The organism is Bradyrhizobium lablabi, assembly GCF_900141755.1.
In the GTDB taxonomy this organism is placed as follows: Bacteria; Pseudomonadota; Alphaproteobacteria; order Rhizobiales; family Xanthobacteraceae; genus Bradyrhizobium; species Bradyrhizobium lablabi_A.
This window is the reverse complement of record NZ_LT670844.1, coordinates 7,495,415-7,509,004: the sequence shown is the minus strand read 5'-3', so window position 1 is coordinate 7,509,004 and position 13,590 is coordinate 7,495,415. Positions and strand designations below refer to the sequence as shown.

Here is a 13,590-nt window from a genome sequence, read left to right as displayed (position 1 = left end):
CGTCTGTCTGTTCGCTGCGCTCGCACTGCCGGGCTGCATGCGCACGGCCGGCGAACGCTGGTTCTGATCATGCCCATGATCGCAGATCGGCCGCTTCGTATCCTGCACGCGGTGCGCGCGCCGGTCGGCGGAATCTTCCGGCACATCCTCGACCTCGCCAACGGACAGGCCGAGCGCGGCCACGAGGTCGGCATCATCGCCGACAGCCTGACCGGCGGGGCGCGCGCCGAGGCGGCACTCACGGAGATCGCGCCGCGGCTGAAGCTTGGCGTTTATCGCATCGCCATTCACCGTGAACCCTATCCGACGGACCTTCTGGTATGGGCACGCTTCATGGGCCTGATCCGGCGGCTGAAGCCGGATGTCCTGCACGGACACGGCGCCAAGGCCGGCGCCTTCATCCGCCTGAAGCCGCACTCGAAAGACAGCATCCGGGTCTACACACCGCATGGCGGCTCGTTGCACTACCCGCTGGAGACGCTGAAGGGTGCGCTCTTTAGCCGGCTCGAGCGCGCGCTGATGAATTCCACCGATCTGTTCCTGTTCGAAAGCGCCTTCGCCCGCGATACCTATCAGCGCACCATCGGCACACCGAGCGGGCTCGTGCGTTGCGTCTTCAATGGCGTGACCGCGGACGAGTTCGATCCCGTCACGAGAGCGGGCGACGCCACCGACATCGTCTATGTCGGCGAGTTCAGGCACATCAAGGGCGCGGACCTTCTGATCGATGCGGTGGCGCGGCTGCATACCGACGGCAAAGGGGTGACGTTGACGCTCGCCGGCGACGGCGAGGAACTGGAAACCCTCAAGGCGCAAATTCAAAGGCTCGGCCTTGGCCAGGCGGCGCGCTTCATCGGCCATGTCAAGGCGCGCTATGGTTTCTCGAAAGGCAAGGTGCTGGTGGTTCCCTCCCGCGGGGATTCGATGCCTTATGTCGTGATCGAGGCGGCGGCGGCGGGAATTCCGATGGTGGCCGCCAATGTCGGCGGCATCCCGGAGATTTTCGGCTCGCATACGGACGGGCTGTTCGCCCCCAATAGCACGGGCGCGATGGCGGACGCGATCGAGGCCGCGCTCGAGGATCCGGACGCCGCGATGGCGCGCACAAAATCGCTCCGGGAGAGAGTGCTGATGCATTTCTCTCAGAAGGCGATGGTTGAGGGGGTTTTGGCCGGCTACGGCCAGGCGTTCGCGGACCGTTAACCGTTCTTTACCACGATAACAGTTTCTTCCGATTTGTCCGTTAAGCCGTCAGCCGGGGAATTCCGCCTCGGTTTGCGTATGCCTATGTGTCTGCGCAGGATACGGACTTGGGAACAGTGGAACCGATCAACGCACGCTCGATGCTAGATGCCGCGGCTTCCGCGGCGGCCTCCTCGGCGGATCGCCCTCCGATCGAACGGCGCCGGCGCCTGTCAGCGGCAGCACTCGCCGTCACCAACCAGAAAGTGCGCCGGGCCTATTCGCCGATCGTGATCGCGGGCGCCGTGCGCCTCGCCGATTTCGTGCTGCTCAGTTTCGTCGGCATCGCGCTCTATCTGGGTTATGTCGTGCCGATTTCCGGCTTCCATTGGGAATACGTCGCCGCCATCATCGGCATGACGGCGACCGCCGTGGTCTGCTTCCAGGCCGCCGATATCTACGAAGTCCAGGTGTTCCGCGGCCAGCTTCGGCAGATGACGCGGATGATTTCGTCCTGGGCGTTTGTGTTCTTGCTATTCATCGGCGCCTCGTTCTTTGCCAAGCTTGGCGGCGAGGTATCGCGGCTCTGGCTTTCGGCGTTTTTCTGCGTCGGCCTCGCCGGGCTGATCGCCGAGCGGCTCTTCTTGCGCGCGCTGGTGCGCGGCTGGGCGCGGGATGGCCGGCTTGACCGCCGCACCATCATCGTCGGCTCCGACCAGAACGGCGAAAAGCTGATCGAGGCGCTCAAGGTCCAGGACGACTCTGACTTGGATATCCTCGGCGTGTTCGATGACCGCAACGATGCCCGCGCGCTGGAAACTTGCGCCGGCAGCGCAAAACTCGGCAAGGTCGACGATATCGTCGAATTCGCCCGCCGCACCCGCGTCGACCTCGTGCTGTTCGCGCTGCCGATCTCGGCGGAGACGCGGATCCTCGAAATGCTGAAGAAATTGTGGGTGCTGCCGGTCGACATCCGGCTTTCCGCCCACACCAACAAGCTGCGCTTCCGCCCCCGCTCCTATTCCTATCTGGGCAAGGTCCCGACGCTCGACGTATTCGAGGCGCCGATCACCGACTGGGACCTGGTGATGAAGTGGCTGTTCGACCACGTCGTCGGCGGCATCATTCTGCTGCTGGCGCTGCCGGTGATGGCGCTGGTCGCGCTTGCGATCAAACTCGACAGCCCGGGCCCGGTGCTGTTCCGCCAAAAAAGATTCGGCTTCAACAATGAGCGCATCGACGTCTTCAAGTTTCGCTCGCTGTACCATCATCAAGCGGACCCGACCGCCTCCAAGGTGGTGACGAAGAACGATCCCCGCGTCACCCGGGTCGGCCGCTTCATCCGCAAGACCAGCCTCGATGAATTGCCGCAGCTCTTCAACGTCGTGTTCAAGAGCAACCTGTCGCTGGTCGGGCCGCGTCCACACGCCGTACAGGGCAAATTGCAGAGCCGGCTGTTCGACGAAGCGGTCGACGGTTACTTCGCGCGTCATCGCGTCAAACCCGGCATTACCGGCTGGGCGCAGATCAACGGCTGGCGCGGCGAAGTCGACAGCGAGGAGAAGATCCAGAAGCGCGTCGAGTTCGATCTCTATTATATCGAGAACTGGTCGGTGCTGTTCGATCTCTACATTCTTCTCAAGACGCCGCTGGCGCTGGTGACGAAGAACGAGAATGCCTATTAGGCGCCACGGTTCGGCGTGCGTAAGAGTTGCGTTGCGTTTTAAGAGTGTGTGATGGCGTATGCGGCGACGGCCGGGGACTTTCCTTTATCGGTAGCGGCGCCGCGCGTGGTCGCGCTGCAACGCGCGCTGGTGTGGCTGGTCGGGGCAAGCGGCGCAATCGTCTTCGTCGAGCCGAGCCCCTATGAGCTGGTGACGCTCGCGGCTACCGTCATCTTCTTTGCAACCGGCTTGCGGCTGCGGCTCGTGTTCATGCCGCTGCTGCTGCTGCTGGTGCTGTTGAACGTCGGCTATTCCATCGGCGCCATCCCGTTCTTCGACAAGCCAGAGGTCGCGAACTGGATCGCGACGTCCTGGTACATGGCGGTCACCGTGATGTTCTTCGCGATGGTGGTGTCCGAGGATACCGCAGCGAGACTCGACATGCTCCGCCGCGGCCTGATCGTCGGCGGGATGATCGCGGCAATTGCGGGCATCGCCGGCTATTTTAATCTCGTCCCAGGCGGCCATGACCTGCTGACGCTGTATGAGCGGGCACGCGGCACCTTCAAGGATCCGAACGTGCTGGGCGCGTTCCTGATCCTTCCCTCGCTGTTCGTGCTGCAAAGCGTCGTCTCCGACCACTTCGCAAAATCGTTCCGCTGCACCATCGCGCTTGGCATCATGGCGCTCGCGATCCTGCTGGCGTTTTCGCGCGCGGCATGGGGCGGGCTTGCGATCACTTCGGCCTTCATGCTGGCGCTGATGGTCTTGACCAGCCAGTCGCGCGGCCAGCGCTCGCGCATCATCGTGATGTCGGTGGTCGCAATCATCATCGTGGTGCTGCTGATCGCGGTCTTGCTGTCGTTCGATACCATCAGCGAGATGTTCAAACAGCGCGCGAGTTTCGATCAAAGCTATGACGAGGGGCGGTTCGGCCGCTTCGGCCGGCACATTCTGGGCGCGCAGATGGCGCTCGACCTGCCCTTCGGTATCGGCCCGCTGCAGTTCCACAATTATTTCCCCGAGGACACCCACAATTCCTATTTGAACGCGTTCATGTCCGGTGGCTGGCTCTCGGGCGTCAGCTATCCCGCGCTGGTGTTCGTCACGGTCATCACGGGATTTCGCCACCTCTTCGTGCCGGTGCCCTGGCAGCGGGCTTATCTTGCGATCTTCTCGGCGTTCCTCGGCACGGTCGGCGAGAGCTTTGTGATCGACACCGACCACTGGCGGCATTTTTGGATGATGCTGGGCGCGATGTGGGGGATGTTCGCGGCCGCGCAAGCCTACAAGACAGCCTCCGACCAGCCGCTCATGGCGCCCGCACAGGCTTCGTAGCCTTGGCGCGCTCCTTTGCGGGCTCCTTGGCGCGCTTTTCTTTCGGCGCCTCGATCATCGCCTTGAGTTCCGCGGTCGCCGCCAGCATGGTGTGGTAACTCTGCGTCGCAAACCGGAGCAACAACCGCAGCTCTGCGTCCGAATAGGCCTCCCATGCCTTCAGCATGGCCCGCTGCATGTGCTCGTAGAGCTTTCCGAACTTCGCAATGTTTTCCGGAATAGGTGTGATGAACACCTTGCGGCGATCATCCGCATCCCGCTCGCGACGAACAAAACCGGCCTTCTCCAGCCTATCCACCACGCCGGTGATCGCGCCCGTCGTCAATCCCGTGATTTCGGCGAGCCTGCCTGCGGTGACCCTTCCCTCCAGCAGAAGAAAATCCAGGCAGTCCATGTCGGAATTCGAAATACCGGCGCGGTCGGCGACGGTCTGCCCGAAGATCACGCCCTGCGCCGACGCCCGCCGCACCGCGTGTTCCAGTTCCTGCATCAATTCCGCGCGCAATTTCGTTCTTGACAACGCCGGCCTCTTATCTTAGTCGAGTGATATCTTAGCTACTAAGATAGTTAGCAGCTGTACCTTCTTAACCCCCTGCGACATCAGGAGCAAGACATGACGAAACGCGCCCAAAAAGCCCTCATCATCGGTGCCGGCATTGCCGGCCCGGTCACCGCGATCCTGCTCAGGAAGGCCGGCATTGAGGCGCAGCTGTTCGAGGCATGGCCGTACTCGACCGGCATCGGCGGCGGCCTGCAGATTGCGCCGAACGGCATGCATGTGCTGGCCGAAATCGGCCTCGCCGACGAGATGATCCGCCGCGGCTCGATCGCGGAATCATTCGATTTCTATTCGCAATCAGGACGCCGGCTCGGTTCCATCAACCGGGACATGAAAGCGCGCTTCGGCCAGCCCGCGGTGAATATGTGCCGCGCCACGCTTAATGCGGCGATCCTGGACAAGGCCTGGTGCGAAAGCGTCGAGCTCCACTTCGAGAAACGGCTGGTGCGCATCGAAGACCGCGCCGACCAGCCGGTCGTCGCGCACTTTTCCGACGACTCGAGCGCCGAGGGCGATTTCCTGATCGGCGCCGACGGCGTGCATTCGGCGGTACGCACGCACGTCATCCCCGATGGCCCAAAGCCCTTCGATACCGGCCTCATTGGTTTTGGCGGTTTTCTGCCGAGATCATTGCTCGAGAACACCTCGATCGGGCAACGCGTCGAGACGACGTTCGGGCAGAGCGGGTTTTTCGGCTATGGCTTTTGCAGCCCCGATCCGCGCGAGGGCGTGATGTGGTGGAGCACCCAACCGTCGCACGGCATCGACGCCGCGACTTTCCGCGCCATGGACCAGGATGCGCTGAGGCGGCACCTGCTCGACTTCCACGCCGGTTGGCACGCCCCGATCCCGCGACTTTTGGAAGCGGCCGAAAACATCGGCGTCACGGCAACACTCGACGTCGCGACCTTGCCGACATGGTCGCGAAAACGGACGCTGTTGATTGGTGATGCCGCGCACGCCACCAGCCCGCACGCCGGCCAGGGCGCTTCGCTGGCGCTGGAGGATGCCATGCGGCTGGCCCGGCTGTTGCAGGACGGACAGGAACTCGGCGCAATCTTCCAGAGGTTCGAAAGCGAACGCCGCCCGCGCGCGGAGCGGATCGTGGCCACCGCCCGCCGCAATGGCAACCAGAAGGGCGAGTTCAGTGCGGCCGGCGCATGGATCCGCAACCAGATGTTCAAGATGCTGATCCCGCTCGCATCGAAGGGCCAGAGCTGGATGTACAGCTACGATCCGCGTGCGGTGTGATGCGGGGACCTATTTCTCTACCTCAAAAGTCAGGCCGGCGTGATCGACCAGCCGCCTGATCAGCCGATTACCCATGGCAGCGCCAGGCGTCCAGATACCGGCTTTGACATCCGTCGATTCGCGCAGGCAAATCGCGCATTCCGCGATCATCTTTGCGGTCGAACCATAGCCGGGATCGCGATCGCCGCGGACGGCGATGCGAATTTGCCGTCCATCCGGCGCGAGACCGACGAACAGAAGATCGTAAAGGCCGTTCTCCCGTTCCTCTTTCGATGGACCCTCGCCCGGCTTCGGCGCGCCGGGGCCGACCTTATCCAGATTAGCGGCAGCGACGCGCCTGGCGTCAGCTTCACCCTTCTCGCCCGGACCAGTCAGCACCATCTCGTCATAGACAAAATCCTTGCCGTAGGGAAAGCCCATCAGGAAATTCGAGCGGTGGACGCTGCGGGTATTGATGGTCGACATCACGAACGGCGCGGTCCATGCGTCCAGGTCCTGATCGAACACCGGCTTGTTGCCCGGTGGCTGCTTTGGACCCTCGAAGCCCGGCGTCAAGACGAACGGACTCCGGAGCAGCGCGACCAGGCTTAGGTCTTTCGCCGCGGCCGCGAAGTTCGCCTTCATGCTGGCCACCGTGCCGCCCGAAACTGTTGCCGTCATGTCGCGGACGCGGCCTTTGACGCGGCTAACCGGTGCGCCCAGCGTTTTCTTGGCCGTCTCCTGACAAAAGAACACGCCGAGTTCGAAGGGCAGCGAATCGAAGCCGCAGGAAAATACGATCCTGGCGCCGCTTGATTGCGCCGTCGCCTCGTGCGCATCGATCATCTGGCGCATCCATACCGGCTCACCGCAGAGATCGACATAATCGGTGCCGGTGGCGGCGCAGGCCGCGACCAATTCGGAGCCGTAAAGCTGATACGGGCCGACGGTTGAGACGACCGCGTTGGTCTGATCGATCATCGCCTTTAGCGACGCGGGATCGCTGGCGTCGGCCTTGATCAAGGCCGTATCGGCCGGCGCGCCGATTGCGTCGCGCACGGAAGCAAGCTTTTCCAGGCTGCGGCCGGCCATCGCCCATTTCGGATCGTTCTTGCCGATATAATGCGTGGCCAGATATTCGGCGATGAGCTGGCCGGTGAAACCGGTAGCGCCATAGACAACGATGTCGAACTTCGACGAAGACTTCATAATCTAATCCTGGGAGAGAATTGTGGGCTCGCGCCGGACCGGTCGGATAGCACTTATTTCTTGGCGTAGGAAACACCCATGCCGGCGCGGACGTCGCTTTGGATACCATAGGGCGCGATCGGATAGCGCAAGCCGTTCTTCGCCAGCGCCTTCATGCCGGTGATCGCCTTGGCAAGATGTGCCGGCGACAGCGCCATCAGCATCTCCTCGTCCGGCACGCCGCCATAACGGCGCTCCGCAAAGCACGGCAGCGACAGGCTGGGCTCACCGGTTTTCAGCGCCCGCCCCCATGAATCCGCGCACGCGGTCTCGCCCACCACGCCCCATTCGAACTTCTTGTAGCCGGTGTATTGCAGGCCGTTGATCAGGATGATCATCTGGCCCGGCGTCGCATAGACCAGACAAATATCCGGCGGGTTCAATCTTCCGCTGGCGAGCGGGCTCACCGCGAGCGCCTGATATCGGCCGTGCGGAACGACGTCGAGCGCTTCCTGGCGCTTGCGCGCGTCCTGGGCGTTCTCGTGCCAGACGCCGACATAGGCTTCACCGGCGAGCCACTTCTCGTCCTGCGGTGCAAGCCCGATCACCGCGCGGCACTGCGCGCCCACGAGATCGTCGGCGGTGATGCCAACGGTCCAGCCGAGCCGCGAGGCCATGCTGACGATCTGGTCTGTAGTATGCGTCGCGGTCGGACGCCTGATCTTCGGGATTGCCGCCATCTCCTCAACGGTGGCGAACATTTTCATGCCGATCACGGTGGTTTTCAGCCGCAGCAGATTGTTGAGATCGGCGACCATGCCGGCCAGATCGAAGGGCTCCGGCGGGGTTTGCTGTTGCATGGCGTAACCTCCCAAGTCGGCGCGCGGAAGCGCGCCCGTTTCGTCAATTCTAGCCCGATCGATGCCACGTTGCGACAGCTGCTTCTACTTCTCCGCCGGTCCCGGCAGCAATTCATCGATCTTGCCGGTGAGCCGGTACGCCAAAAGACCGAGCCATTCACGCACCGCAACGTCGGTTCGTCCCAGCCCGTCAACCGCGATGTTGCCAAACGTGACGAGGTCCTCGCGCCCGCCGACCCGCCAATCAACCGGATAGGGCTCCACGGCAAACCCCGCCTTTCGAAACAGGCCGATCGATCGCGGCATGTGGAAGGCCGATGTCACCAACAGCCAACGTTCCCCCGCTTTCGGTGCGACCAGCGCTTTTGAGAATTCGGCGTTCTCCTGGGTGTTGCGCGAACTCCGTTCCATCATCAGCCGCGATTTGGCGATCCCGAGGCTTTCCAAAATGGCGCCGGCTTGGTCGGCTTCCTTGGCATCGTTCGAGAGCAAATTCCCGTTGCCTCCGGAGAACAACACGCGCGCATTCGGATATTGCCGGGCAAGCGCCGCCGCGGCGATGATGCGGTCAGCCGCGTTTCGGACCACCGGCGTACCACGCGTGGCCGAAAGATCGGCATCGATCGAGCCGCCGAGCACGATGATCCCGTCCGGCGCGCCGCGCGCGGCGTTCCAGGGTGGAAATCGCTGCTCCAGGGGATAAAGCAGCCAGCTTGCAAGCGGGGAAAATCCGCAGATCGCAAGCAGCACGATCGAGGCGACCGCGAGCGCCCGGCCTAAGCGCGCAAACCGCGTCGCCATCAGGATCACGCTGACGATCCCCACGCCGAGCAGGAAATTGGCAGGCAACAGCATGACGCCGAGCGTCTTGGAGAGCACAAAAAACAAGGGATTTCTCTTTCGGATGGACGTTTCGTCGAACCTCCTGTTCAGTGTCATACGCGGGCTTGACCCGCGTATCCATCTCTCTTCGCAAAAGTGATTTTTTCAAAGAAGATGGATTGCCGGGTCATTTAGCACGAAGACGCGCTTCGCGCTTTTGCCCGGCAATGACGAACAGAAAGACGAGAAGCCCCCTTCATGACGCATCATCATCTGCATTCCAGCCCCGAGACCTGCCATTGGGGCTTTTTCGAAGCCAAGCTGAAGCCCGTGCTCACCATCGACAGCGGCGATGAGGTGACAATCGACACCATCAGCGGCGGTCCCGACGTGGTGCCGGACCCCAATAAATTCCACGTCCCGCCCGAACTCGGCGAAGTTCACGCCAAAAGCGAGCGGATGGTGCCGGGTCATATCCTGACCGGACCGGTCGCAATCAAGGGCGCCGAGCCCGGCGACGTGCTGGAGGTCGAGATTCTCGACATCAGCCTCCGGCAGGATTGGGGTTACAATGTGATCCGGCCGCTCGCCGGCACCCTGCCCGACGATTTCCACGAAACCCGGCTGCTCAACATTCCGCTCGATCAAAAGCGGATGGTGGGCCGGCTGCCCTGGGGGCTCGATTTGCCGCTAAGGCCGTTTTTCGGTGTGATGGGCGTGGCGCCACCCCCGGCCTGGGGCCGCATCACCTCGCTGATCCCGCGCGCGATGGGCGGCAATCTCGACAACAAGGAACTCACGCCGGGCGCCAAACTCTATCTGCCGGTGTTCGTGCCGGGCGCGCTATTTTCCTGCGGCGACGGCCATGGCGTGCAAGGCGACGGCGAAGTCTGCGTCACCGCCATCGAGACCGCGCTGCAGGGACGCTTTCGGCTGACGCTGCGCAAGGATTTGCGGCTGAATTATCCCCGCGCTGAGACGCCTTCGCACTACATGACCATGGCGATGGATCCCGACCTCGATCAGTGCGTGGTGCGCGCGCTGCGCGACATGATCGTGCTGCTCGGCGAAAAGCGGAACCTGTCGCGCGAGGACGCCTATACGCTCTGCAGCCTGGCTGCCGATTTGCGCGTGACGCAGACGGTCAATGGCTCCAAGGGCATCCATTGCATGATCGCGAAGAGTGTCGTGCACGGGTGATTCAATCGATTTGATTCACGAGGTCTGCATCGCACGACCTGAACTGCTGTCAAATATCTACATCCAGCGCGTCATCGCCCACCACACTAGTCCCCGGGAAGCTGGACAGGTGTTTTCTTTGGCCAAGCCGAAATTGGCCGCCTTTACGCATCTGGTCTTTCTCGCCAGCGACAGGGTTCCTCGGGCAAGCGTTGACGATGTCGTGGCGGGAACGCGCGAAACCTATTGTGGCCCGCTGCAGGTTGGTGAGGACCTAATGTCCTTCGAAATCGGCGATACAGTCACCGTGCGCCCACGCAATCCGTAGGGCGCTCTGCTGAGGGCGTCGAGTTCTGATAGCTGTGATGTCGGCTTCTGGCACGAAGTTGCCAATCCGGATGTCCGCTATCCAGTCGCTAGTTGGGGTGCTGGACATGACGCAGACAGATCAATTCGATCGAGAATGACCCAACTCGGTCATGTTGCCGTCAAAGCATGTTCTGTTGCGCGATTGCGCGTCATCCCCGCCTGAATTTTCTGTGGACCTCGGAGCTTGATGGTCTCGCGGCACCGGGAGCCAGTGCGTGCTAGGCGCAGCCCGGAAATGGCCGATTATTTGACCGCGCCGCCTGTGATGCCGCTGATGAAGCGGTCCAAAAAGAGATTATAAGCGATCGCCACCGGGACGCTGGAAATGAGCGCCGCGCCCATCAATTCGCCCCAATAAAAAATATCTCCGCGGATCAAATCTGTCGCGACTCCCAAAGTAACGGGCTTCTCGCTGGAAGAGGAGATGAAGGTCAGCGCGTACACGAACTCCTGCACCGTTAGCGTGAACGCAAAGATCACTACGGTCAGAATGGCAGGCACCGAAAGGGGAAGGACCGTTTTCACGAATGCTCCCACGACAGTGCAGCCGTCGACGATTGCGGCCTCCTCGATCTCCCGCGGCACCGACTTGAAGAAGCCCATAAGCAGCCAGGTGCAGAACGGGATGGTGAAAGTGGGGTAGACAACGACAAGAGCCCACAGGCTGTCCTGCAATCCGAGCAACGTAACCACTCGCGCGAGAGGCAGGAACAGAAGCGTCGGCGGCACCAGATAGGTCAGGAAGATGCCGATGCTCAGATTTTCGCCGCTACGGCCCGGCATGCGCGCTAGCCCATAGCCGGCTGGCAGGGCCACGAGAAGAGTGATAGCCACGACACAAAGCCCGATAAGGGCGGAATTGGACAGCCACTGCACGAACAGCGTCTCTTCAAACAAATACTTGAGATGCTCAAGCGTAGGTGGCGCGTTGAACCAATAAGGGATGGACTTGAGATTGTAGAGGTCGCCGTCCGTCTTGAAGGTGGTGATCAGCATCCAATAGAAGGGAAACGCGGCGAATACAACCAAAGTAACCACCGCGGCATAAAACGAACTCTGCCCAACTACTTTCCTGGCAAGCCGCGGCATATCAAATCTCCCGCCGCCGCAGCGACCGCAAGAGCAGGATCACCGCGACCAAGAGGAAGGGGAACAGGAAGAGACAAATGGCCGCTCCGTGAGCGACATCGCCCGAGAGGATACCCACCTGAAACGCTAGCGAGCCGAGCACCTGCGTGCTGTTGATCGGTCCGCCCTTCGTCAGCAAATAGACGACGCTGAGATCCGTGAAGGTGAACACGGTGCCAAAGATCACAGCGATCATGATGATCGGGGCGATGATCGGCAAGATGATCTGATAGTTGCGCCGCCAGAAGCCCGCACCGTCGATCGTGGCGGCATCGAGCACATCCTGCGGCACCGACGTGAATCCGGCAAGGAAGATCACGACGCCGAAAGGAAACAACCGCCAGGCATGCACGACCGCCACGGCAATCATCGCCAAATCCTCTTGCCCAAGCCATTGTGGCCGGTTTGCCGCATCGATCAATCCTACCGCGACCAGCGTCCAGTTGATGACGCTGTAGAGCGAGTCGAACATCCACACCCAGGCCAGCGTCGCCAGTGACACCGGTACTGCCCAGGGCAGAACGATAAGCGCGCGGGCAAGCCGGCGCCCCGGGAACTCCTGCATCAGGAGCATGGCGCCGATCTTGCCCAGCAGCAGGCCGATGATTTGGGAACTGATCGTGAAGATGAGGGTGTTGGCCAGCGTCCGCCGGAATATCTCGCTGTCGATGACCTCGCGGAAGTTCTTCAACCCGACAAACGTGTAGCTCGGATTGAAGATACTGTAGGCGCTGACGCTGTAATATAGGGCAAGTAGGAATGGCAGCCCGACGAGCACGACGACATAAAGGATCGCGGGGAGGATGAACAGCGGCCCGAGCACCTCGAGCCGATCGAACGTAAACCGCGATCGCGCCAGCCGACGGGGCGCGGCTGCCTGGGCGATCACGCTCATCGAGCTTGCTCCTTGGGGCTGACCGTACACCGACCGTCCCGGTCGAAATAGCGCAGCTCAGCTTCCCGAACCGCAAATTTGTGCCATTCACCGGCGCGGATGCCAGACAGCGGAACGTGGGCCGGCAGCTTCGCCGTGACTTCGCGCTTTGCCTGGAAGCCATCCAGCGCGCCGTACAAGATTCGCTCCGATCCGAGATACTCCATGCGGTCGATGCGGAAGGGCAGCTCGGAGAGAGCGGCTCCGTCGAGCATCTCCCGCGGCAGGAAATGCTCCGGCCGAAAGCCCAAGAGTCCATCCTTATGTTCGACCAGGTTCATGGGCGGGGTGCCGAGGAAACTCGCGACAAAATCGTCGGCGGGGTGGTCGTAAATCTCGCTTGGAGTTCCGACTTGTCGGAGCTTGCCATGGTCGATAACCGCGATGCGATCGCCCATGCCCATGGCCTCGACCTGGTCGTGCGTGACGTAAATGGTGGTCGTTCCTATCTTCTGCTGGAACTGCTTCAGCTCACTGCGCGCGCTTGCCCGTAGCTTTGCGTCCAGATTGGACAGCGGTTCATCTAGCAGGAACACGGTTGGATTGCGTACGAGCGCGCGGGCCAGCGCCACACGCTGACGCTCGCCTCCCGAAAGCTGGCGGGGACGCCGGTGAAGTAGGTGGTCGATGCCGAGCAGGCCGGCGGCCCAATCGACCTTGCGCTTGATCTCGGACCGTGGCGTACCCTGCGTCCTCAGCGGAAATGCGATGTTGTTGGCGACAGTCAGGTGCGGATAGAGGCCATAGGTCTGAAACACCATGGCGACGCCCCGCGCGCGCGGCGTGATGTCATTGACGATTTCGTCGTTGATCAGGACGTCGCCGGACGTTTGCCGCTCGAGACCGGCGATGATCCTCAGGAAGGTGGTCTTGCCGCAACCCGATGGACCGAGCAGCACCAGAAACTCGCCGTCGCGGACCGATAAGCTGACACCATCGACGGCAGCGACGTCACCGAAATCCTTCCTGATGTCTTTGGTACCAACCGCGGCCATCTGGACTTCCTCTGTGCCTTGAGCAAGGAACGCCTAAAGCTGCCCTCCGCGTCCGGCAGGCTGCAGTTGCCTTGCCCGATCGGTATCAACGTTCGCCGGTAACGGAAGCGCTGACATTTCGCGAGGCGAGCAGCTCTATCCG

At 61.9% G+C, this 13,590-nt stretch carries 13 protein-coding genes; 6 read left to right on the top strand and 7 right to left on the bottom strand.

Annotated elements, in window-relative coordinates; translation table 11 throughout:
• The first annotated feature begins 69 nt into the window (after nt 1–69).
• The 3 genes from B5526_RS35140 to B5526_RS35130 all read left to right on the top strand — a co-directional run bounded on the left by B5526_RS35140 (nt 70) and on the right by B5526_RS35130 (nt 4,184).
• Nucleotides 70–1,203: a glycosyltransferase family 4 protein gene (locus tag B5526_RS35140; protein ID WP_079544220.1), complete on the top strand. Its 1,134-nt coding sequence runs from the start codon at nt 70–72 to the stop codon at nt 1,201–1,203.
• Between the two features lie 116 nt (nt 1,204–1,319).
• Nucleotides 1,320–2,867 carry an undecaprenyl-phosphate glucose phosphotransferase gene (locus tag B5526_RS35135; protein ID WP_079544219.1) on the top strand — a complete coding sequence of 516 codons (1,548 nt, stop codon included), beginning with the start codon at nt 1,320–1,322 and terminating at the stop codon, nt 2,865–2,867.
• A gap of 51 nt (nt 2,868–2,918) precedes the next feature.
• Nucleotides 2,919–4,184: an O-antigen ligase family protein gene (locus B5526_RS35130; protein ID WP_079544218.1), complete on the top strand. Its 1,266-nt coding sequence runs from the start codon at nt 2,919–2,921 to the stop codon at nt 4,182–4,184.
• Here the strand turns inward: B5526_RS35130 and B5526_RS35125 are convergent.
• Nucleotides 4,159–4,674, bottom strand: coding sequence for a MarR family winged helix-turn-helix transcriptional regulator (locus B5526_RS35125; protein ID WP_079544217.1), 516 nt, complete (start codon nt 4,672–4,674; stop codon nt 4,159–4,161). The genes B5526_RS35130 and B5526_RS35125 overlap by 26 nt on opposite strands.
• Before the next feature lie 123 nt (nt 4,675–4,797).
• Between B5526_RS35125 and B5526_RS35120 the strand changes: the two genes are divergently transcribed.
• Entirely contained in the window at nt 4,798–5,994 is a 1,197-nt protein-coding gene (locus B5526_RS35120; RefSeq protein ID WP_079544216.1) for an FAD-dependent oxidoreductase, read from the top strand.
• A gap of 9 nt (nt 5,995–6,003) precedes the next feature.
• Here the strand turns inward: B5526_RS35120 and B5526_RS35115 are convergent, their stop codons facing one another.
• From B5526_RS35115 to B5526_RS35105, 3 genes are all read right to left on the bottom strand, one after another.
• Entirely contained in the window at nt 6,004–7,182 is a 1,179-nt protein-coding gene (locus B5526_RS35115; protein ID WP_079544215.1) for a saccharopine dehydrogenase family protein, read from the bottom strand.
• Nucleotides 7,183–7,235: 53 nt separating this feature from the next.
• Nucleotides 7,236–8,021, bottom strand: coding sequence for a DUF169 domain-containing protein (locus B5526_RS35110; RefSeq protein ID WP_079544214.1), 786 nt, complete (start codon nt 8,019–8,021; stop codon nt 7,236–7,238).
• A gap of 84 nt (nt 8,022–8,105) precedes the next feature.
• Complete coding sequence (locus tag B5526_RS35105) at nt 8,106–8,909, bottom strand: YdcF family protein (protein ID WP_172842174.1); 804 nt, start codon at nt 8,907–8,909, stop codon at nt 8,106–8,108.
• Nucleotides 8,910–9,101: 192 nt separating this feature from the next.
• On the opposite strand from B5526_RS35105, the gene B5526_RS35100 reads away from it, so the two are divergent.
• Complete coding sequence (locus tag B5526_RS35100) at nt 9,102–10,043, top strand: acetamidase/formamidase family protein (RefSeq protein WP_079544213.1); 942 nt, start codon at nt 9,102–9,104, stop codon at nt 10,041–10,043.
• 10 nt (nt 10,044–10,053) lie between these two features.
• A complete protein-coding gene (locus B5526_RS35095; RefSeq protein WP_154071615.1) occupies nt 10,054–10,350 on the top strand; it encodes a hypothetical protein in 297 nt (98 codons plus the stop codon).
• Between the two features lie 284 nt (nt 10,351–10,634).
• Here the strand turns inward: B5526_RS35095 and B5526_RS35090 are convergent, their stop codons facing one another.
• From B5526_RS35090 to B5526_RS35080, 3 genes are read right to left on the bottom strand one after another with little or no spacing between them, the layout of a single operon-like run.
• The gene (locus B5526_RS35090) at nt 10,635–11,480 is read right to left on the bottom strand and encodes a carbohydrate ABC transporter permease (RefSeq protein ID WP_079544211.1); all 846 of its coding nucleotides are present in this window, start codon (nt 11,478–11,480) and stop codon (nt 10,635–10,637) included.
• 1 nt (nt 11,481) lies between these two features.
• On the bottom strand, nt 11,482–12,414 hold the full coding sequence (locus B5526_RS35085) for a carbohydrate ABC transporter permease (RefSeq protein WP_079544210.1): 933 nt from the start codon (nt 12,412–12,414) through the stop codon (nt 11,482–11,484).
• Nucleotides 12,411–13,448 carry an ABC transporter ATP-binding protein gene (locus tag B5526_RS35080; RefSeq protein ID WP_079544209.1) on the bottom strand — a complete coding sequence of 346 codons (1,038 nt, stop codon included), beginning with the start codon at nt 13,446–13,448 and terminating at the stop codon, nt 12,411–12,413. Before B5526_RS35080 ends, B5526_RS35085 begins: the two co-directional genes overlap by 4 nt.
• Nucleotides 13,449–13,590 lie beyond the last annotated feature (142 nt).